The organism is Bacillus paramycoides, from assembly GCF_001884235.1.
Classification (GTDB): domain Bacteria; phylum Bacillota; class Bacilli; order Bacillales; family Bacillaceae_G; genus Bacillus_A; species Bacillus_A paramycoides.
In genome coordinates, this window is sequence record NZ_MAOI01000088.1 from 1 (window position 1) to 1036 (window position 1036).

Annotated in this window: 2 protein-coding genes; one reads left to right on the forward strand and one right to left on the reverse strand. The window is 35.0% G+C overall.

Features of this window, described 5'->3' with window-relative positions:
- A partial coding sequence (locus BAU28_RS20005; RefSeq protein WP_083594843.1) for a helix-turn-helix domain-containing protein occupies positions 1-303 on the reverse strand: 303 nt, incomplete at its 3' end.
- A 177-nt stretch (positions 304-480) separates the two neighbouring features.
- Between BAU28_RS20005 and BAU28_RS20010 the strand changes: the two genes are divergently transcribed.
- Positions 481-747, forward strand: coding sequence for an ArsR/SmtB family transcription factor (locus BAU28_RS20010; RefSeq protein WP_071719702.1), 267 nt, complete (start codon positions 481-483; stop codon positions 745-747).
- Positions 748-1036 lie beyond the last annotated feature (289 nt).

Below are 1036 nucleotides of genomic sequence, written 5' to 3' on the forward strand. Positions count from 1 at the left end.
AGGCATATCATTCTGTTTCTTGAAAAAACGTGAAAAAGCATCTGCGAGGTTTTTTAATGTGGATTGAAGAGCGATACTATCTACTTCTTTTAACCAAATCGTATCCTGCTGCTTCTTTAATTGAGTAAGCTTGGCAGAGCAAGAGGGATAAGTTACCCCTTTTCCAGCTTCTTTATAAGTATCATTCCAAAGAGCAAGAAAATGGTTAAATACAAAGCGACTGCAACCGATCGTTTTAGCAATTAATATTTCTTGTTTCTTATTCGGGTAGATACGAAATTTATATGCTTTATTTACTAACATAGGTTGCACCTCACTTTTTCATAGTATATATCTACAGTATACAAAAAAACGTAGTCTTACGCCTACTGACATTCATCTCCCACCTAAAATTGGTGTTTCACACCTTCACATTTTTGAGGAAGGAGTCTTCTGTCAGAAAACGATAAAAATATATCGGTTCACAAGGAGATGTTTAGTTTGTTGAATTATGAAAAAAACGCAGAAGTTTTAAAAATATTAGCTCATCCAGTACGAATTAAAATTTTGAAAGAATTAATTACAAGAGGGGCATGTAATGTAACTCAAATTGTAGATATTCTTGGTATCCCACAATCTACTGTTTCGCAGCATTTATCGAAGATGAAATCTCAAAAATTAATTATGAGTGATAGAAAAGGATTAGAGATTTACTATAGTTCTCAAAACAAAACTATTAATTCCATTGTCGAAATATTATTAGATTAAAAACTATTAATTATAAGTGAAAATTAGTAGTCTTTGCACTAGAAACATAAATCGGATTTGACACTCCCACCCCTAAAGGGGCAAGCAGACTAACGTCAGTGGGATTCTTGCTACCAAAGGCGAAGTCCATTTCTGGTATCGCTGACGTGCAAGATTGCGGTGTGCCATCACCACTCTCACGACAGACCGTATAGGTTCGTGTTCAGATGTTTTAGCGTCTTGTTCTTGACGACACATATCATTTTACCGATAGCATGAATTTGGCTACCGAACTCCATATGATATCTTG